The sequence below is a fragment of the Kiloniellales bacterium genome (assembly GCA_030066685.1).
GTDB lineage: Bacteria > Pseudomonadota > Alphaproteobacteria > Kiloniellales > JAKSBE01 > JAKSBE01.
This window is the reverse complement of record JASJBF010000003.1, coordinates 151,326-170,350: the sequence shown is the minus strand read 5'-3', so window position 1 is coordinate 170,350 and position 19,025 is coordinate 151,326. Positions and strand designations below refer to the sequence as shown.

Sequence of the window (19,025 nt, the reverse complement as noted above, 5' to 3'; positions counted from 1 at the left end):
CAAGGCCATGACAGCTCGACATCGACAGGCGCGCAGCCGGCGATGACCGCATCCCTCCCCCTGCTCGCCCTGAGCTTCCCGGAGATCGATCCGGTCCTGATTCAGATCGGGCCGATCGCGATCCGCTGGTACGCGCTGGCCTATATCGCCGGCTTGTTCCTCGGCTGGCGCTACTGCCTGCGACTGGGCACGCGCTATTCGCCGGCCAAGCTCGGCCCGGACTTCTTCGACGACCTGCTGCTCTGGGCCACCCTCGGCGTGGTGCTGGGCGGCCGAATCGGCTACGTGCTGTTCTACAAGCCGATGTACTTCCTGACCGATCCGATCCAGATCGTGAAGGTCTGGGAAGGCGGCATGAGCTTCCACGGCGGCCTGCTCGGCGTGACCTTGGCGATCGTGCTCTTCGCCCGCCGTCGCCAGGTCGACATGATCGCGGTCGGAGACGTGGTCGCCGCAGCCACCCCCATCGGCCTGTTCTTCGGGCGCCTGGCGAACTTCATCAACGGCGAGCTCTTCGGCCGGGTCACGGACGCACCCTGGGGCATGGTCTTCCCGCAGGGAGGGCCCGAGCCGCGCCATCCGAGCCAGCTCTACGAGGCCGTCCTCGAGGGCCTGGTCCTTTTCGTCGTGCTCTACGTTCTGGTTCGCCTGGGCGGCCTGCGCCACAGGGGCATGATGATCGGCATCTTCCTGAGCGGCTATGGGCTGTCGCGCTTCCTGGTCGAGTTCGTCCGCGAGCCGGACGCCCATCTCGGCGTGCTGTTCCAGTTCGTCACCATGGGCCAGATCCTTTCGCTGCCAATGATCCTGCTGGGGGGCTTCGTGATCTTCTGGTCGCTGCGCGCCGGCCGCAGCGACTCCGCCGCCAGCGCCCAGCATGAGCGAGCTGGCAGCCCGTCTTCTTAAGCGGATCGCGCGCCAGGGGCCGATCACCCTCGCCGAGTACCTGGCCGAGGCCCTGACCCACCCGCGTCAGGGCTACTACATGACCGGCGACCCCTTCGGCGCGCGCGGCGACTTCGTCACCGCGCCGGAGATCAGCCAGATGTTCGGCGAGCTGATCGGCCTGTGGTGCGCCGAGACCTGGCAGCGCCTCGGCGCACCGGAGGCGCTGACCCTGGTCGAGCTCGGCCCCGGCCGCGGTACCTTGCTGGCCGACCTGCTCCGGGCCGCCAAGGTGGTGCCGGGCTTCCGCGAGGCCCTGGATCTGCACATCGTCGAGGTCAGCCCGACCCTGCGCGAACTTCAGGCACGCAGCCTTGCGGGCGTCGCGACTGCCTGGCACGAGTCGCTCGCCGAAGTGCCGCAGGGCCGGCCCCTGCTGGTCATCGCCAACGAGTTCTTCGACGCCCTGCCGATCCGCCAGTTCGAGCGCACGCCGGAGGGCTGGCGCGAGCGCCTGGTCGGCCTGGCACCCGAGGGCGATGCCCTGGCCTTCGGCCTCTCGCCGCCAGCACCCTACGCCGAGGCCCTGCTGCCCGACGCGCTGCGCGATGCCACGCCCGGCGCCGTGGCCGAGGTTTCGCCCGCGGCCCTCTCCCTGACCGCCGAGATCGGCCGGCGCCTCGCCGAAGACGGCGGCGCCGCCTTGATCGTCGACTACGGCCATGCGGCGCCCGACGGCCGCCCGACCCTCCAGGCGCTGCGCCGGCATGCGCGCGAGGACGTCCTGGCTTCGCCGGGCCAGGCCGACCTGACCGCCCACGTCGACTTCGGCGCCCTGGCTCGTGCCGCCCGCGCGGCCGGCGCGGAAGCCTGGGGACCGACCCCGCAGGGCGCCTTCCTCGAGGCCCTTGGCATCGCGACCCGTGCCGAGCGCCTGGCCGCCGGCGCCAGCCCCGAGCAGGCGGCCGAGATCCGAACGGCGCTGCATCGCCTGACCGCGCCGGAGGAGATGGGCACGCTCTTCAAGGTCCTCGTCCTGAGCGCACCCGGCCTCGGCCCCCTTGCCGGCTGCGCAGCTTAGGTCTATCCAGTCTCCACCGGAGCCGCCGCGCCAAGCGGCGCTCAGCCGAAGAGACGGACCATGCTGACGCTCGGACCACTCAACGACCTCCAGGGCGTGCGCCACGCCTTCTTCGGCCGCGAAGGCGGGGTCAGCACCGGCCTCTACGCTTCGCTTAACTGCGGCCAGGGCTCCCAGGACGACAAGACCAAGATCGACCGCAACCGGGCCCGGGCGATGGAAATGCTCGACCTGCCCGCTGAGCGCCTGGTCACGCTCTACCAGATCCATTCCCCCGAGGTGGTCGAGGTCGAGACGCCTTGGGCCGACGACGCCCGGCCCCGGGCCGATGCCCTGGTGACCGCGAAGCCCGGCCTGGCCCTGGGCGTGATCACTGCCGACTGCGCGCCGGTGCTGCTCGCCGATGACGGGGCCCGGGTCGTCGGCGCCGCCCATGCCGGCTGGCGCGGCGCGCTGGGCGGCGTGCTCGAGGCCGTCGTCGCGGCCATGGAACGCCTGGGCGCAAGGCGCGAGGCGATCCACGCCGGGATCGGCCCCTGTATCGGCAAGGCCTCCTACGAGGTCGGAGCCGAGTTCCCCGAGCCTTTCCTGGACCAGGACCCCTCCAACATGGACTTCTTCCTACCGGCCCCGCGGGAGGGGCATTTCCTCTTCGACCTCAAGGGCTATGCAACCCGCCGCCTCGGGCGCCTGGGCCTGAAGAGCGTCCAGGCCCTGCCCTGCGACACCCTGGTCGAGGAGGAGCGCTTCTTCAGCTATCGCCGCGCCTGCCTGCGCGGCGAGCCGGACTACGGCCGCGAGCTCTCCGCCATCGCCCTCGAAGCCTGAGCCACGAAAGGCGCGACGTCATGCCCCTGCACTTCCCGCCCGAGGACTACGCCGAACGCCGCCGCCGGGTCTGCGCCGACCTGGCAGAGGCGGGGCTGCAGGGCTTGCTGATGTTCCGGCAGGAGAGCATGTACTACCTGACCGGCTACGACACCTTCGGCTACGTCTTCTTCCAATGCCTCTACCTGGGCGCCGACGGCCGCCTGGTCCTGCTGACCCGCGCGCCCGACCTGCGCCAGGCGCAGCACACCTCGACCATCGAGGACGTCCGGATCTGGGTCGACGGTCCAGAGGCCGAGCCGGCGCGCGACCTGCGAGCCATCCTGGAGGCCGAGGGCTGCGCCGGGAAAAGGCTCGGGGTCGAGTACGAGGCCTATGGCCTGACCGCCGCCAACGGCAGGCGCCTGGAGGCGGCCCTGGAAGGTTTCGCGACCCTGGAGGACGCCTCGCTGCTGGTCAGCCGCCACCGCGCCGTCAAGAGCGCGGCCGAGGTCGCCTACGTTCGGCGCGCCGCCGAGCTGGCCGACGACGCCTACGACGCCGCGGTCGAGACCGCCGGGGCCGGCGCCTTCGAGGGCGACATCCTGGCCGCCATGCAGGGCGCGATCTTCCGCGGCGGCGGCGACTATCCCGGCAACGAGTTCATCATCGGCTCCGGTCCCGAGGCCCTGCTCTGCCGCTATTTCAGCGGCCGCCGCAACCTGGACGCAGAGGACCAGCTGACCCTGGAATGGGCCGGCGCCTATCGCCACTACCACGCCGCCATGATGCGGACCTTCCGCGTCGGCAAGGCGCCGGCGCGGCAGGCCGAGATGTACGACGTGGCCCGCGAGGCCCTGCTGGCGGTGGAGGCCGAGCTCAAGCCCGGGCGGACCTTCGGCGACGCCTTCGACGCCCACGCCCGGACCCTGGACGCCGCCGGCTACCAGGCGCACCGCCTCAACGCCTGCGGCTATTCCCTGGGCAGCTGCTTCTCGCCGAACTGGATGGACTGGCCCATGCTCTACCACGGCAATCCGATTGAGATTGCCCCGGGAATGACCATTTTCGTCCATATCATCGTCTTCGACAGCGAGCGCGGCCTCGCCGCCAGCGTCGGGCGGACCAGCCTGGTCATCGAGTCCGGATCCGAGAGCCTGTCGCGCGCCCCGCTCGACCTCGTCACCTTGTGAGGGAATGAACGGGAGAACTGCACCTTGCCCTACCTGGCAATCTTCATGATCGCGTTGCTCCTCGGCCTGCTTGCGACCTGCGTGATCATGTAGCGATGCCGACGCGGCGGTGGAGACTCGCAACCCTATGCCTCCTGGCGGCCCTGCTGGCTGCCGCCTGCGGCCCGGTGCCGCGCCCCTTCCGACCGGACAGCAGCGGCCAGGGTGAAGACGACCTGCTCCTGCTGCGCAACGGCGGCAGCTTGAAGGTGCTCCCTTTGCAGCAGGGCGGCCCCGGCGGGCCCGACACGCCCGGCGCGCCCGCCGCCCCCCGCGCAATGGCGGAGTACCTGGCCGCCGCCCTGCGCGCCGATGGCTTCGCGGCCACGACCCGGGCGGAGCAACCGACCCAGTTCACCCTGCGCGGCCGCGGCGTCGTGCAACCCCTGCCGGGCGGCCGCGAGGAAGTCCTGACCCTCTGGGAGCTGGTCGATGCCGGCGGCAAGCGGCTGGGCCAGCGGGGCGCGCGCAGCGAACTGGCTGCCGGCGCCTGGCGGCGCGCCGAGCCACAGGCCATGAAGCAGGTGGCCCGGCAGGCCTCCCGGACCCTGCTCTCCCTGGTCCGCGATCCGGAGCCGACGGAGGGCGACGGCCTGACCCTGGCCGAAGACCGGGTCCTGCTGGCCCCGATCGAGGACGCGCCGGGGGATTCCGGCCGCCTGCTGCCCAAGGCCCTGCTGGCGGCGCTGCGCCGCCTGGAGCCGGAGCTCCTCGCCAACCGCGGCGGGCCGGCCGTGATCATCGTCGGGGAAGTCGGGCTGGGGGACCCCGTGCAAGGCTGGCAGAGCGTCGCCGTGACCTGGCGGGTCCTGGAGGCGGTCACCGGCGAAGAGCTGGGCCGCGTCGATCAGCGCAACCAAGTCCCGGCCGGCAGCCTGGACCGGAGCTGGGCCGGGGTGGTCCTGCCGATCGCCGAGGGCGCCGCCGCCGGGATCGCCGACCTGCTGGCCAAGGCGAAGAAAAGCTGAGGCTTTCCTGGCGCCCGAAGGAATCTCGCCGGATATGATGACAGGACGTTTACAGGGCGGGGGGCTGTTGATAAGGTCCCGCCGCCCGGCCAGCGGGGGTCCCTTCGAGCAGGGGCGTGGAGTCGGGCGAGCGAGGAAAGCGTCTACATCTGCCTAGCCAGGGCTGCGGAATGAAAATCCTGACGGGGAACAGCAACCGGCCCTTGGCAGAGGCCATTTCGGCATACCTGAACCTGCCTCTGACCAAGGCCAGCGTTCGACGATTCTCCGACCTGGAGGTCTTCGTCGAGATCCAGGAGAACGTCCGCGGCGAGGACGTCTACGTTATCCAGTCGACCTCCTACCCGGCCAACGACAACATGATGGAGCTGCTGGTCGCGATTGACGCGCTGAAGCGCGGCTCCGCGAACCGGATCACCGCCGTGATTCCCTACTACGGCTATGCACGACAGGACCGCAAGTCCGGACCGCGGACGCCGATCTCGGCCAAGCTGGTGGCCAACCTGATCACGGTGGCCGGCGCCGACCGGGTCCTGACCCTGGACCTGCACGCCGGGCAGATCCAGGGCTTCTTCGACATCCCGACCGACAACCTCTACGGCGCCCCGGTCTTCACCAAGGACATCGTCGAGCGCTTCGACGGCGAGCCGCTGACCATCGTCTCGCCCGACGTCGGCGGCGTGATCCGGGCCCGGGCCATCGCCAAGCGCCTTGACGCCGATCTGGCGATCATAGACAAACGCCGCGAACGGGCCGGCGTCTCCGAGGTGATGAACATCATCGGCGATGTCGACAACCGGGTCTGCATCCTGGTCGACGACATCGTTGATTCGGCCGGCACCCTCTGCAACGCAGCCGAGGCGCTGATGGAGGCCGGGGCCAAGGCGGTCTCCGCCTACGTCACCCACGGCGTGCTGTCCGGCGGCGCGGTCGCGCGGGTCAGCGCCTCGCCCTTGCAGGAGCTGGTCACGACCGACAGCATTCAGGCGACCGAGGCGGTCCGGGTGGCGCAGAACATGCGGCAGATCTCGATTGCGCCGCTGCTCGGCGAGGCCATGGCCCGCATCGCCGAGGCGCGCTCGGTTTCGAGCCTGTTCAACTAGAGACGTCCGAGCCAGTTCGGACGCAGATTCGAGTTTCGGTGCCGGCACCCCTGGAGGCCGGGCCAAGATACGGCGGGGCGATGGCGATCGCCTGCCGAGAAGACGAGGAGTGAAAGCAGATGAGCGAAACCATCGCACTGCCCGCGGAGCTGCGGGAGCGGGTCGGGAAGGGGGCCGCCCGTGCCGTGCGTCGCGCCGGACGCGTGCCGGCCGTGATCTACGGCGACCGCAAGGACCCCCTGACGATCAGCCTGGACCCCCGCGACGTCGACCGGGAGCTCCACAGGCCCGGCTTCTTCGCCACCCTCTTCGACGTCGAGGTCGGCGGCAAGAAACACCGGGTCCTGCCCCGCGACGTACAGCTCGACCCGGTCTCCGATCGCACGGTCCACGTCGACTTCCTCAGGGTCGCGCAGGACACCGAGGTCACCGTCAACGTCCCGGTGAACTTCATGAACGACGAGGAGTCGCCGGGCCTGAAGCGCGGCGGGGTGCTCAACATCGTGCGCCACGAGATCGAGTTCAGCTGCCGCGCCGACGCCATCCCGCAGCAGATCGATCTCGACCTCACCGGGCTGGAGATCGGCGATTCCGTGCACATCAGCATGATCCGGCTGCCCGAGGGCGTGACCCCGACCATCACCGACCGTGACTTCACCATCGCCACGGTGGCCGCGCCCAGCGCGGTCAAGGCCGAGGCCGCCGAGGAGCAGGCCGCGGCCGCCGAAGGCGAGGAAGGCGAAGTGCCGGAAGGCGAGGAGCCCGCGGCCGAGGGCGAGAGCGAGGAGCCCAAGGAGGAGTAGTCCGCTCTTCCCGGACGCACGCCCATGCTGCTCCTGGTCGGTCTCGGCAATCCGGGCCCGAAGCACGCCTGGAACCGCCACAACATCGGATTCCTGGCGGTGGACGAGATCGTCCGCCGCCACGGATTCGGTCCCTGGCGCGCGCGCTTCCAGGGCCGGGTCTCCGAGGGCCGCATGGGCACCGAGAAGATCCTGGTCCTCAAGCCCGAGACCTACATGAACGAGTCCGGCCGCGCGGTCGGCGAGGCGCTGCGCTTCTACAAGCTGGAGCCGGACGAGATCTTCGTCTTCTACGACGAGATCGACCTGGCGCCCGCCAAGCTGCGGGTCAAGCTGGGCGGCGGCACCGCGGGCCACAACGGCCTGCGCAGCCTCAACGCCCACATCGGCCCCGACTTCTGGCGGATCCGCCTGGGCGTCGGCCATCCCGGCCGCAAGGAGCTGGTCCACCGCCACGTGCTCTCGGACTTCGCCAAGGCGGAATGGCCGGCCATGGAGAAGCTGATCGACGCGGTCGCGGCGGAGCTGCCCAAGCTGCTGGGCGGCGACGAGGGCAGCTTCATGTCCCGCGTCGCCCACCTCACCGCGCCGCCCAAGCCGAAGCCCAAGCCCGAAAAGACGGAGGGCAAGGCCGAGGAGGGCAAGCCGCGCTCCGAGGAATCGGAGGCGGCCGATGGGCTTTAACTGCGGCATCGTCGGCCTGCCCAACGTCGGCAAGTCGACCCTGTTCAACGCCCTGACCGAGACCACCGCGGCCGAGGCGGCGAACTATCCCTTCTGCACCATCGAGCCCAACGTCGGCCGGGTCCCCCTGCCCGACCCGCGGCTCGACAAGATCGCCGCCATCGCCAAGCCGGCCGAGGTCATCCCGACCTTTCTGGAGTTCGTTGACATCGCCGGGCTGGTCAAGGGCGCGTCGAAGGGCGAGGGCCTGGGCAACCAGTTCCTGGGCAAGATCCGCGAGGTGGACGCCATCGTCCAGGTGCTGCGCTGCTTCGAGGGCGATGTCACCCACGTCGACGGCTCGGTCGATCCGATCCGCGACGCCGAGACCGTCGAGACCGAGCTAATGCTGGCCGACCTGGAGAGCGTCGAGCGCCAGACCGAGGCGGCGACCAAGAAGGCCCGCGGCGGCGACAAGGAGGCCAAGCGGCGCCTCGAGGTCCTGGAGCTGGCCGCCGCCGCCCTGCGCGACGGCAAGCCCGCGCGCAAGATCGCGATGACGGCAGAGCAACGGCCGGTCTTCCGCCAGCTCCAGCTGCTGACCGCCAAGCCGCTGCTCTACGTCGCCAACGTCGACGAGGGCTCGGCCGCCGAGGGCAACGATCTCTCGGCCCGGGTCGCCGACTACGCCGCGAAGGAAGGTGCGGGCTGCGTCGTCATCTCGGCCGCCATCGAGGCCGAGGTCGCGGCGCTGGACAAGGCCGAGCGTCAGGATTTTCTCGAGTCCCTCGGCTTGGCGGAGACCGGCCTGGCCCGGGTCACCCGCGCCGGCTACGCCCTGCTCGATCTGATCACCTTCTTCACCGCCGGGCCCAAGGAGGCCCGAGCCTGGACTGTGCGCCGCGGCGCCAAAGCGCCGGAGGCCGCCGGGGTGATCCACAGCGACTTCGAGAAGGGCTTCATCCGCGCCGAGACCATCGCCTACGACGATTTTCTCGCCTGCAACGGCGAGCAGGGCGCCAAGGAAGCCGGCAAGCTGCGCCTGGAAGGCCGCGACTACGTCGTCCAGGACGGCGACGTCTTCCACTTCCGGTTCAACGTGTGAACACGACAAGCCAAGCGGGCCGGATCAGTTGGCGCGGCAACGCCCTGTAAAGAACGACTCACCACTACATGAAGGGCGCCAGCGTAAATCCGTCAGGCGTCCATGGCCGCTCGCTCCGGAATGGCGCGTACTAGGGCCGTGGTTCCTCGAGCCGCGCCAAGATCTTGTAACCCACCACTCTCATGCCACCGAGAAGTTCGGCTTCTGTCACCAGAGTGTCTAGAGACCGATAGGATAACACTTCAGGCGGTACTATTTCCCAACAATCGGGACGCATTTCGGTTCCTTCCCAGAACAAGAAGGCGTCTTGAAGAATTCGGTTCCACTTGCGACGGGCATGCACCGAAAACTCCCAGGGAGCAGAGGCTTGGTAGTCGAACAAAATGCTCGGATACTGCCGCGCGATCGACACCTCCTCGACGAGGATCTTCTCTCGATCCGTCGAGCCACCTTTGCATTGATAGAGAACTCTACGGTCACTGGTAGCAGCTTCTGGAAAGCTCTTGGCGGCCTCCATGAACCACACTCCACACAGTCCAGTCATGTTCGATTCGAGCAGCACAAATCGGACGCGGGCGCCAATCGGTAGATCCCCCACCCAGGGCTCTCTGGCGAAGCTAAACTCCGCACGGAACGGAAAGAGAATTCGGGAGTCATCGAGGCTCCGCAGTTGCGGGATAGCGCCATCGATCGCTATGCACCTGGAATCTAAAGGCAGTCGAAAGCGCTGCATATCCCGTACTACGGGATCAAAGTACTCATCAGCGAGATCGTCGGGATTCGGAGCAGACCACTTACGTTTGAGGAGCAGTTCTTCCGCCTCCGACAGGATTCTCATATCCCTCCAGCGAGAGAGGTCCAGATCCTTTGATTTTCTGATGCTGACTGGATCCAAAAAGACCCAAGGAGATGGAGGAGCCGCATCCGTAGGCATCAGATTGGAAAGCGGCAAAATCGACTTCCTACCTGTGGCCTCAAGCTTCCTCAGCCAATGGGGCAATCCGAGGCCAGCCGTACATACGCGCAGAAACTCTGGCCGCCAAGTGCCATTGCACCAGCCACCAAGAAGTCCGACCACGCCCTTCTTTTGCGGCCTTCGCCGGCGCGGGCTACCCGACGAGTCCTCTGAGAATTCTTCGAGGATCCCCGGCCAGCACCAGATTGCGTCCAGGATGCAGTCATCGACCCGAACCCAGGTGCCGTAGGGCGGGTGGAGTTTGTTGCTGTTGCTTTCCTTCCGCCAAAGCGCGGCCGAAGCCAGGTAGTCCACCACGATATACCCCTGCTCCGGCATCCAGCAGGCCAGAACTGGAAACTCCAGGTCATCGTGCAAGTAGTCGAGCCTGATCCAGCGCTGACCGGGCCGCTTGCCGCGAACGCAGACCTCCTCGCCCATGCGCACCCGCTCGGCGCTTTCTCGGTTGATCAGCGTCGGACGGTCGCTGGCGTCGTAGTCCCACCAGCCGATGGCTGTGCCGTACATCGGGGCCTCTTCTCCCGACAAAGTCCATCGGATCGGTAAGGATTCCGTTGCCTGAAGGCTACGTATGGCTCGCCCAAGACAGTGACGCCGTCCGTTTCAGGCCTGACGTTTCCGGCTCGCAGCGCTGGCTACAGGAAGCGGGCGAACTTGAAACCTTCCCGTGTCCATGGCCGCTCGCTCCGGAATTGGGCGTACCAGGGCCGCGGTTCCTCGAGCCGCGCCAGGATCTCGTAGCCCAGCCTCATGCCGCCGAGGAGGTCCGGCCTGATCCTCACCGCCGCCGGCGGTCGATAGGACAGGATTTCCGGGTTGATGGATCCCCAATACGCCGGACGCTCCTCGGTTCCCTGCCAAAACAAATAGGCGTCCTGCAACAACCGCGCGACCCGTCGCCGCGCGTAGGCAGAGAGGCTCCACGGGCCAGGCGTTTGATAGGTAAAGCGCTGTTCCCGGTCGCTCCAAGCGACTTCGACATGATCGAGGAATCGAAACTCATGCGCCTCCGCGTTGAGGCGCATGGGTGAGGCGATCCGCCCAAGGGCCCTGATCTCTTCAGCGTGGACTGCTCTTTCCTTCTCGTCGGAAGGAATCCGGCCGTCGAGGTTTCTGTATTCTATACTGGCTTCCCTTCGCTTGCTGTCGAACGCGTCCGGATCTGATCGCGACAGGCCCCAGCCGCAGAACACGCCGGTGAGCCCAGGCTCCAAAAGTAGGAAGCTTATCCCGCCCCACGTAGGTTCCAGGGCTTCCCGTCCGAAGGAGATGCGCGCAGCCACCGGAAACAGCACCCGGGTTCCGTCCGCCGACCGCATCTGAGGAACCACACCCTTGATCGCCACACTCCTTGCACCCGTCGGAAGCTGATAGCCTTCCCTGCCGTGGAGCAGAAGGGGTCCATCTTCGCGCAGCAGCGGCTCGCCCTCGAAGTGCGTGTACCCGAGTCTCTCATGTTCGCGGGGGTCGGCCGCATCGACGTAGACCCAGGGCGAAGGCGCAGGTTCCTCCAGGCCTGTGAGACGGGTCAGGGGAATCCTTATCTTCGGATCCAAAGTGCCATGTTTGCGGTCGAGTCCGTACTCACTGACAGTGTCGCGGAGATTTGAGTTGCTTCCGAGCGACACGCGCCGGAGCCCTCGGTGCCATGAACCGTTGCACCACCCACCGATCAAGGCCACGACCCCCGGGCGGCGACCGGGATAGCGTCGGGTATCTGGACAAAGTTGGGCAAGAACGCCCGGCCAGCACCAGATTGCGTCCAGGAGGCAGTCGTCGACCCGGACCCAGGTCCCATAGGGTGGATGGCGGAGCTTGCTGTTGCGCGCTTTCCGCCAGAGCGCGGCAGAGGCCAGGTAGTCCACCACGATGTAGCCCCGCTCCGGCATCCAACAGACCAGCACTGGGAATTCCAGGTCGTCGTGCAGGTAGTCGAGCCGGGCCCAACGTTGACCGAGCCGCTTGCCGCTGAACAGGACCCTTCTTCCCAGGCGCACCCGCTCGCCGCTGTAACGGTTGATCATCGTCGGACGGCCGCCGGCGTCGTAGTCCCAACAGCCGATGGCTTCGCTGTCCATGTAGCGCCTCCTCACCCGCAGGTTGTGCCGGATTGGTGAGGATTTCCTTAGCCGCGCGGCCGGGCTCTATTGCTTGTGGCGCCGCGTCAAGGCCGATGCAGGCTTCCTGAGTTTCGGAACAGCTCCAGAAACGACCAGCGCCGGGCATAGCCGCCCGGCGCCGGCAAGTCTTTCGGTCTTGGCAGAACTCAGCCCTGAGGCTGGGGGGCCGGGCCTTCAGGGGCCTCGGGTGGGGTGTCGGGGCGGCGCTTGCGTTCGGCCATGAACTGGTCGAACTCGGCCTTGTCCTTGGCGTGGCGCAGACGCTCGAGGAACTCGAAGAACTCCTTCTGCTCCTCCTCGAGTCGGCGGAGCGTCTCCTCGCGGTACTCGTCGAAGGCGCTGTTGCCGCTGGATTCGGCCTGACGGCCGGCGAACCAGTCCTGGTTCGGCCTGCGCCCGTTACGATTGTGCCAGCGGCCCGGGCCGCGGTTCGTCCAACATGCCATGCGTCCACTCCAGAACAGATAGATCAGCAACGCCAGGCCCAGGGGCCAAAAGATGATGAAGGCCAGGACCGTCACAGCGATCCAGGCGGGCTTTCCGTAGTCGTCCAATTTCGCTGCAAGTTCCATCGGACCCTCATGTAAATGTTTTTTACATTCACATAATTGGGCCCGGACTCGCAGGATGTCAAGGACCGCTGACGGATTTTTGGGGATAAGTCGACTGACCTAATCCCGGCCGAGGCCGAGCCCCTCCAGGTAGATCAGGAGGCCGGCCTCCAGCAGGTCCTCCGGCGCCATGGGCAGCTTGCGCCGGCCGGCGTCGCCGCGGGCGAAAAGCGCGGCGATGCCGTGGGCCAGGGACCAGAGGTGCAGGCTGACCATGGCGGCCGGCGGGCGGCCCGCCTCGGGCAGGGTCCCGCAGAGCGCCTCGGCGGCCTGGCGCAGGATCGCCTGGGCCTGCTCGGCGGCCCGGGCCAGCTCCGGATCCAGGTCTGGCGGCAGCTGGGATTCGAACATGGCCACGAAGGAGGCCGGCTCGGACCGGGCGAAGTCCAGGTAGGCCCGGCCGAGGTTCTCGAAGGCCTTGCGCGGTTCGGGCTTGCCGTTGTCCCAGGCCCGGACCAGCGCGACGGTGAAGGCCTCGAAGCCGCGCCGCGCGACCTCGGCGAGCAGGGCCTCGCGATCGCGGAAGTGGCGGTAGGGCGCCGCCGGGCTGACCCCGGCCGCCCGCGCCGCCTCGGCGAAGGTGAAGCCGGCGGGCCCCTTCTCGGCGATCAGCTCCAGCGCCGCCGCGACCAGCGCCTCGCGCAGGTTGCCGTGGTGATAGCCGCGCCGCTCCCGGCCCCGTTTCGACCAAGCCATGTGAAGAGCTTTTACATCATTGCCCCGGCAAAGCCAGCGCGGAAACGCCGGTCAGGAGAAGCGCCGGGTGATCAGGAAGCCGAGCGTCGCGGTCGAGCCGGTCAGGACGGCGCCCCAGACCATGTCGACCAGGACGACCGAAAGCGGCCAGCCGGGCAGGATCGCCAGGTTGGTCAGCTCGAAGGTCGCATAGGCGATCAGGCCGAAGAGCGCGCCTCGGAAGGCCGCCGTCGTCCAGGCGCCGGTCTCGAGGGCCGGCGCGATCGCGAAGACCACGATGCCGACCACGTAGAGCAGGTAGAAGGCGACCGCGGCCTCGACCCTGACCGGCCCGGTCATGAAGGGCGCGAGGCGCTCGGCGTAGAAGTCCGCGGCGATCCACCCGAACCAGGGCAAATCGATCACCAGGAACACGACCAGGGCCGCAGCATAGGCGATCAGGTTGCGACGCAAGGTGGCGCCTCCGGGTTCACGCGGGCCGGGATCGCGGCCCGACGCCGGATGCCGGCGTGCGGCCAGGCGTTCGAAGGGCCGCATCGGACGGCGCCCCTCATGCCCAGCCGCCGGCTACCGGCGCAACGTGCCCGGTCATGAAGCCGGCTTTTTCGGAGAGCAGGAAGGCGACGACGTCGGAAACCTCCTCCGGCTTGCCGATCCGGCCCAAGGGGATCTGCGCGACGATCTTCGCCATCGCCGCCTCGTCGCTCAGCAGCGCTTCCGAGAAGTAGGAGGGGCTCTTGACGAAGTTCGGCGCCACGGCGTTGATCGCGACGCCGCAGCGCGCCAGCTCGCGAGACAGGGTCAGGACCATGGCGTTCTGCGCGCCTCGGGCGGTGACGTACATCCCGTAGTTCGGCAGGCCCCGGTAGGGCGCGGCAGAGGTCGCAACCACGATCCGCCCCCCGCCCTGGCGCTTCATCTGCGGCACCGCCGCGCCGATCAGGCGGAAGGGCTCGACCACCATGGCCTCCAGCCCGGCGCGCATGTCCGCCGGATCGGCCTCCTCGACCTTGGCCCGGATCGCCGGAAAGCCGTCGTTCGGGACCAGCCCGTCGAGGCGCCCCCGTTCGGCGACGACCTCTTCGACCAAGGCCTTCGCGTCGTTCTCAGCCAAGGTGGCGACCCCGGGATGAGCCGCCGCGAAGTCTGCCTGCCGCGCCGGATCGGCGAAGCCCGGATCCTGGGCGATCACGATCGCGCCCTCCGCGCGGCAGCTGTCGCAGACCGCGGCCCCGACGAACTCGGTGGCCTTGGTGACCAGCACAACCTTGTTCTCGAGAATTCCCACGTAGAGCCTCCTCCCCCAAGAGGTCGGGTCCAGTCGGGCCGACTTCAATCCACCTTAACCACGCGGTCCCCGACCGCCACCCGGCCGTCCTCCACGACCCGGGCGTAGACCCCGCGCAGGCGCAGCGCACGTCCCTTCGGCCCGTTGACGAAGACCACGGCGGACTGGCCGAAGCGCTCGGCGAACTTCTTGCAGCCGCCGTGGTGGACCTCGGTGATCTCGATGGTCGCGCTGCCGATCTGCAGGCGCTGGCCCGGCGGCAGGTTCTCGGGGCTCAGATCCAGGTCGATGAAGAGGTTGTCGCCGGCCAAGGGCCAGCGCGCGCGCTCCCCCGCGACCAGGGCGATGCAGCGGGCGTTCATGATACAGACCTGGACGTCGGGATGGGGCCGGCCCGCCTCGGTCGACATCCAGCAGCCCGCGGCCCAGTGATCGCCGTGGACGCCGCCCTCCAGACTGATCTCGCAGCTTTCCAGGTCCAGGCGCTCGCCCGACGCCGGGCGGACCACGATGGCCTCCAGCACGCCGTCGTCCTTTGGCGACTCGAGGATCCGGGGGAGCCCGGCCTGCAGCTCGGCACGCGTGAGATGTTCGGTCATGACGAACCTCAACAAATCGGCCCCGACGGGACCGCTGACGGGTCGCGCAACGATCGCAGTCTAGAGGAACCCGGCAGCGCCTTGAACCGGGATACGCGGATTTCCACCAGGTGGCTGGTCTCCGACATCTGGAGCGGTACCACGAGGCTTTGCCCAACAAGGCTCCTGGCGCGCAGAACTGCAATTGAGTGCGCGGCTTTCAGATCAAGACTCCGCCGCCTGCCCGATGCTAAGGCAGTTTCTCTGGTCGCAATAAGTCTCGTGGTCTGGCCATTTGACCCAGTAACTCGCAAGGAATAAGCTTATATCGCCTGGCGTACTTAACTAGGAGAAGGTCTATGTGTGCGCGACAGGCAAAGGCGTGCGGACCGCGCGTCTTTACATATGGTTTTCTGGCAATTCTGCTCGCTGCTGCTGGCCCTGCCGCGGCAGACGATGACGAAGATGACGACGACTTCGGCATAAGAATTGCCTCGATCCTCAGCAAACCCGGCGGTCAGACCTATGGCCGTTGGGCCGTCGAGTGGTGGCAATGGGGGCTGGGCGTACCGGCAGCAGCCAATCCAATCGCGGACGAGACAGGGGCGAACTGTGCCCAGCGCCAGGTGGACGACACCTGGTTCCTCGCCGGATCCTTCGGAACCGACCCAATCGTTCGAGAGTGCACCGTACCCAAAGGAAAGGCGCTTTTCTTCCCCCTCATAAACAACGCCCTCTTTGCCTTCTTGAACGACCCGCCGGAAGAACGCACTGAAGAGTTCCTAAGGGCGCAAGCGAAATGCACGGAGCCACTCGTAGGCTTTGCAGAGATCGACAATGTGAAACTGACTGCGCGCCAGCTCCGCCGGTTCACGACCGGCCCGTCCGGCAGTCAATCGCCCCTGTTTAACGTTCAGTTGCCCCCAGGAAACGTCGCCGGCGCAGGCGAAGACGATATACCCGAGTTGGTGTTGAGCCCTTCGGCGGAAGACGGCTTCTACCTTTACATCGAACCGCTCTCGCCGGGCGAACACAGGATCCGTTGGTTTGTCAAAGGCTGCAGGCCGGGTCGTCTGCAGGACATCACCTATCACCTGACCGTCGCAGCATCGGACAGCGATCACGACGACGACGATGATGACTGAACTCAGAGGGAAACGTCGGATCCCTCGGTCGCGGCCTACTCCCGCGCGCCCGGCGTGATGCTGAGCTCGACCCGCTTGCCGTCGCGGAGCACCACGAAGGCGGCCGGCTCGCCGACCTTGAGCGCGTCGAGGGCGGAGGCGTAGTCGTAGATGTTGGCGATGGCCTGGCCGGCCATCTCGACCACGATGTCGCCGTCCTCCAACCCGCCGGCCTCCGCCGGGCCGCCCTTCGCGACCCCGGAGATCCGCGTGCCCTTGCCGTCGCCCTCGGTATAGTCGGGGATCGTGCCCAGGTAGACCCGCGAGGTCCGGCGGCGCGGCGAGCCGCCCTCCTGGCGGACGTAGTCCGGTGCCGCCTCGGCGGCGGCGAGGCCGCGCGCGACTAGGGCCATGAAGCGCGCGACCTTCTGAAGGCCCTCGTAGTTGAGCGTATCCGCGGTGTCGCGCGGCGTGCTGTATTCGCCGTGCGGCCCGGTGAAGGCGTTCAGCACCGGCACCCCGGCCAGGTAGAAGGCGGTGGCGTCGGTGGCCAGGAAGGCGCTGTCGCTGGTCGAGATGCTGAGCCCGACCGGCGCGTTGCGGCGCTCGATCTCGCGCGGCCAGACTGAGCTGGAGCCGACGCCCTGCAGGATCAGCGGGCCGTCCAGGCGGCCGATCATGTCCATGTTGAGATAGGCGGCGACCTTGCCGCTGACCTCCTTGTCCTTTCCCTTCAGGCTGCGAACGTAGTGGCTGGAGCCGAGCAGACCGAGCTCCTCGCCCGACCAGGCGGCGAAGACGACGTCGCGGGTCAGGGCCAGCTTGCCGCGGGCCTTGAGGTCGCTCAGGTACTCGGCGATCTCCAGTAGGGCGGCCACGCCCGAGGCGTTGTCGTCGGCACCGTAGTGGACCTGCCCGGCCTCCTCCGGCCGCGCCAGGGACTTGCCCTCGACGCCCCGGCCCAGGTGGTCGACGTGGGCGCCGATCACGACGGCCGACTCTCTCGAGGCTTCGCCCCCGGCAGCCAGCCGGGCCAGCACGTTGCGGCCCTGCCGGGTCTCCGGCACCAGGTCGATCTCGGCGGCGATCCGGACGCCGGGCAGGGCAAAGCCCTCGACGGCCTCGCCTGCGTCCAGTGTCTTCTGGACCTGACCCAGCGTCTTGTCGGCGGAAGCGAGCAGCGCCGCGGCCAGATCGTCGGTGACGGAAACCGCTGCCAAAGTTGCCCCCGCCGCCGCCGCCTCGAAGGACAACGGCACCAGTTGCGCCTTGACCTTGGCCCGCGGCCCGCTGGCCACGATGATGCCGCGCGCGCCCTTGCGCCGCGCGACCGCGGCCTTGTAGCTCAGCTCGGCGTAGCGGTAGAGCTGCTGGCGCCGGTCCTGGTCGATGTCCTCCGGCATATAGCGCAGGACCAGGACCCACTTGTCCTTCACCTCCAGCTCCCCGTAGGAATCGTAGGCCTTCCGCCCGGCCTCCGCCGGGGCGACGATGCCGTAGCCGGCAAAGACCACCTCCGCCGCCGCCGCCGCCTTGCCGCTCGCCGAGAGGCCCAGCGGGCGCCAGTCCTCGTCCAGCACGGCGGCACTCTCGACGCCCTCGAGCGTCAGTCGGTTCCCGGCGCCGAGCTTGACCGCGGCCGTGAAGTCGAAGGCCTGGAAGTAGCCGCCGCCGTCGCCGGCCGGCGCCAGGCCCAGGGTCTCGAAGGCCGCGGCGACGTAGGCGGTGGCCTTGCGCTCCCCGGCGGTGCCGGTCAGACGGCCCTCGAAATCCTCGGAGGCCAGGATCCCGACGTGGCCGCGCAGGTCTTCGGCATCGACCGCCGCTTTGGTCGCCGGGACCGAAGGCACCTCCACCGGCGCCTCGCTTCGCTGGCCGGCGGCGTCCAGGCCGAGCAGCTTGCGCGCCTCGGCGTCGTTCCAGGAGGCCATGAAGATCTGCGGCTTCTTGTCGCCGGTTCGGCTGCTCGACCAGGACAGCCGGGTGCCGTCCGGCGAGAAGACCGGCAGGCCGTCGAAGCCCTCGCTGTGGGTGACCCGGACCGGCTCGCCCCTGCCCTCGGCGTCGACCAGGTAGAGCTCGAAGTTGCGGAAGCCCTGGACGCTGGTCGCGAAGATCACGTAGTCGCCGGAGGGATGGAAATAGGGCGCCCAGGACATGGCGCCCAGCCGGGTGATGGCCTTTTCGCCCGTGCCGTCGACGTTCATGACGTGGACCTCGGCGCTGCCGCCGTCCTTGGTGAAGCGGCGCCAGACGATCTTCTTGCCGTCCTGGCTGAAGAAGGGCCCGCCGTCGTAGCCCGGCTGGTCGGTCAGCCGCCGCAACTCCGAGCCGTCGGCCTTCATGATGTAGAGCTCCATGAAGTAGGAGGCGTCCTTTTTCAGGATCTCCTGCTCCTCGGCGCTCAGCTCGGTCTCGTAGGCGTGGCGGTTTGAGGCGAAGAGGATGTGCTCGCCGTCGGGCGACCAGGAGCCTTCGGCGTCATAGCCCAGGGCCTCGGTCAGATTGACCGCTTCGCCGCCCTCGGTCGACACCTCGAAGATGTCGTAGTACTCGTCGAAGCTCCAGGAGTAGCTGCGGGTCTTGCCGGCCGCGCGCTTCTCCAGCTCCGCCTTTTGCTTTTCGCGCGCCGCCGGGTCGAGGTGGCTGGAGGCGAAGAGCAGCTTCTCTCCCGAAGGATGAATCCAGGCGCAGGTGGTCTTGCCCACCCCCGGCGACACCCGCCGGGTGTCGCCGGTCTCCAGGTCCATCAGGTAGATCTGGTAGAAGGGGTTCTCCGGCTCGCGCTCGCTCTGGAAGATCAGCTGGGTGCCGTCGCTGCTGAAGTAGCCCTCGCCGGCCCGGCGGCCCTCGAAAGTCAGCTGCCGGACGTCGCTCAGCAAGCGTGCCTCTTCGGGATCGGCGGCCAAGCTGGGGCCGGAGGTGTGGGGCAGCACGGCCAGCACAGCCGCGGCGAGAATACTGTGTCTTAGATCCGAACCCATC

General features: G+C 68.0%; 18 protein-coding genes. 10 read left to right on the top strand and 8 right to left on the bottom strand.

The genetic code is table 11. The features are described from left to right. Positions 1-42: 42 nt before the first annotated feature. The 9 genes from lgt to ychF all read left to right on the top strand — a co-directional run bounded on the left by lgt (position 43) and on the right by ychF (position 8,647). Positions 43-906, top strand: a complete 864-nt coding sequence (gene lgt, locus QNJ30_04560; protein ID MDJ0942708.1) for a prolipoprotein diacylglyceryl transferase — start codon at positions 43-45, stop codon at positions 904-906. Beyond that, a complete protein-coding gene (locus QNJ30_04555) occupies positions 878-1,966 on the top strand; it encodes an SAM-dependent methyltransferase (protein MDJ0942707.1) in 1,089 nt (362 codons plus the stop codon). Before lgt ends, QNJ30_04555 begins: the two co-directional genes overlap by 29 nt. Positions 1,967-2,026: 60 nt before the next feature. Next, the gene (gene pgeF, locus QNJ30_04550; protein MDJ0942706.1) at positions 2,027-2,794 is read left to right on the top strand and encodes a peptidoglycan editing factor PgeF; all 768 of its coding nucleotides are present in this window, start codon (positions 2,027-2,029) and stop codon (positions 2,792-2,794) included. Between the two features lie 20 nt (positions 2,795-2,814). Further along, complete coding sequence (locus QNJ30_04545; protein MDJ0942705.1) at positions 2,815-3,966, top strand: Xaa-Pro peptidase family protein; 1,152 nt, start codon at positions 2,815-2,817, stop codon at positions 3,964-3,966. 95 nt (positions 3,967-4,061) lie between these two features. Beyond that, on the top strand, positions 4,062-4,973 hold the full coding sequence (locus QNJ30_04540) for a hypothetical protein (GenBank protein ID MDJ0942704.1): 912 nt from the start codon (positions 4,062-4,064) through the stop codon (positions 4,971-4,973). Positions 4,974-5,143: 170 nt separating this feature from the next. Then, on the top strand, positions 5,144-6,076 hold the full coding sequence (locus tag QNJ30_04535; protein MDJ0942703.1) for a ribose-phosphate pyrophosphokinase: 933 nt from the start codon (positions 5,144-5,146) through the stop codon (positions 6,074-6,076). Between the two features lie 119 nt (positions 6,077-6,195). Continuing rightward, entirely contained in the window at positions 6,196-6,879 is a 684-nt protein-coding gene (locus tag QNJ30_04530; protein ID MDJ0942702.1) for a 50S ribosomal protein L25/general stress protein Ctc, read from the top strand. Positions 6,880-6,903: 24 nt separating this feature from the next. Then, positions 6,904-7,563, top strand: a complete 660-nt coding sequence (pth, locus tag QNJ30_04525) for an aminoacyl-tRNA hydrolase (GenBank protein MDJ0942701.1) — start codon at positions 6,904-6,906, stop codon at positions 7,561-7,563. Further along, entirely contained in the window at positions 7,553-8,647 is a 1,095-nt protein-coding gene (gene ychF, locus QNJ30_04520) for a redox-regulated ATPase YchF (protein MDJ0942700.1), read from the top strand. The genes pth and ychF overlap by 11 nt, the downstream gene beginning before the upstream one ends. A 130-nt stretch (positions 8,648-8,777) precedes the next feature. Here the strand turns inward: ychF and QNJ30_04515 are convergent, their stop codons facing one another. The 7 genes from QNJ30_04515 to QNJ30_04485 all read right to left on the bottom strand — a co-directional run bounded on the left by QNJ30_04515 (position 8,778) and on the right by QNJ30_04485 (position 14,937). Then, complete coding sequence (locus tag QNJ30_04515) at positions 8,778-10,130, bottom strand: hypothetical protein (protein ID MDJ0942699.1); 1,353 nt, start codon at positions 10,128-10,130, stop codon at positions 8,778-8,780. Between the two features lie 128 nt (positions 10,131-10,258). Beyond that, positions 10,259-11,701, bottom strand: coding sequence for a hypothetical protein (locus QNJ30_04510; protein MDJ0942698.1), 1,443 nt, complete (start codon positions 11,699-11,701; stop codon positions 10,259-10,261). A gap of 188 nt (positions 11,702-11,889) precedes the next feature. After that, a complete protein-coding gene (locus QNJ30_04505; GenBank protein ID MDJ0942697.1) occupies positions 11,890-12,315 on the bottom strand; it encodes a DUF2852 domain-containing protein in 426 nt (141 codons plus the stop codon). Between the two features lie 99 nt (positions 12,316-12,414). After that, positions 12,415-13,050 carry a TetR/AcrR family transcriptional regulator gene (locus tag QNJ30_04500; GenBank protein ID MDJ0942696.1) on the bottom strand — a complete coding sequence of 212 codons (636 nt, stop codon included), beginning with the start codon at positions 13,048-13,050 and terminating at the stop codon, positions 12,415-12,417. Positions 13,051-13,101: 51 nt separating this feature from the next. Next, complete coding sequence (locus QNJ30_04495; protein ID MDJ0942695.1) at positions 13,102-13,503, bottom strand: DUF2177 family protein; 402 nt, start codon at positions 13,501-13,503, stop codon at positions 13,102-13,104. A 97-nt stretch (positions 13,504-13,600) separates the two neighbouring features. Beyond that, entirely contained in the window at positions 13,601-14,338 is a 738-nt protein-coding gene (locus tag QNJ30_04490; protein ID MDJ0942694.1) for an SDR family oxidoreductase, read from the bottom strand. Positions 14,339-14,382: 44 nt separating this feature from the next. Continuing rightward, complete coding sequence (locus QNJ30_04485) at positions 14,383-14,937, bottom strand: hypothetical protein (protein MDJ0942693.1); 555 nt, start codon at positions 14,935-14,937, stop codon at positions 14,383-14,385. Between the two features lie 338 nt (positions 14,938-15,275). Here QNJ30_04485 and QNJ30_04480 point away from each other — a divergent pair, with 338 nt between their 5' ends. Next, complete coding sequence (locus QNJ30_04480) at positions 15,276-16,061, top strand: hypothetical protein (GenBank protein ID MDJ0942692.1); 786 nt, start codon at positions 15,276-15,278, stop codon at positions 16,059-16,061. 35 nt (positions 16,062-16,096) lie between these two features. Here the strand turns inward: QNJ30_04480 and QNJ30_04475 are convergent, their stop codons facing one another. Beyond that, the gene (locus tag QNJ30_04475) at positions 16,097-19,024 is read right to left on the bottom strand and encodes a M28 family peptidase (protein MDJ0942691.1); all 2,928 of its coding nucleotides are present in this window, start codon (positions 19,022-19,024) and stop codon (positions 16,097-16,099) included. Between the last annotated feature and the right edge of the window lies 1 nt (position 19,025).